This window comes from Bacillus sp. SIMBA_154, from assembly GCF_046536015.1.
GTDB classification, from domain to species: Bacteria; Bacillota; Bacilli; order Bacillales; family Bacillaceae; genus Bacillus; species Bacillus pumilus_P.
This window is the reverse complement of record NZ_JAWJBV010000290.1, coordinates 1-269: the sequence shown is the minus strand read 5'-3', so window position 1 is coordinate 269 and position 269 is coordinate 1. Positions and strand designations below refer to the sequence as shown.

Sequence of the window (269 nt, the reverse complement as noted above, 5' to 3'; positions counted from 1 at the left end):
AATGCGATGCCGATATCCCTTCGTCAGACGAGGACTATCGCCATCGACAAGTAATCCGTGCACCTTTAGTCGATTTGGCTTCGTAGCGAGCTTTTCCTTTCTTTCCGAAAGTTTCCATCCACCTGCCTCAATCGTTTGACGAACAAAAGCCTTCAGATCGTCAGGCGGTTGACCGCGCCCCGAAAGGACAACGTCATCTGCGTAGCGCGTATACATAACGCCACGCTCACCAGCGTACTCTTCCAGCCGCCGGTCATAAGGAAAAAACA

The 269-nt window shown here is 51.7% G+C and carries 1 protein-coding gene; it reads right to left on the bottom strand.

Annotated elements, in window-relative coordinates:
- Positions 1–269, bottom strand: a 269-nt coding sequence (locus R0K30_RS22090; protein ID WP_410612995.1) for an RNA-dependent RNA polymerase family protein, incomplete at both ends; no start/stop codon positions are given.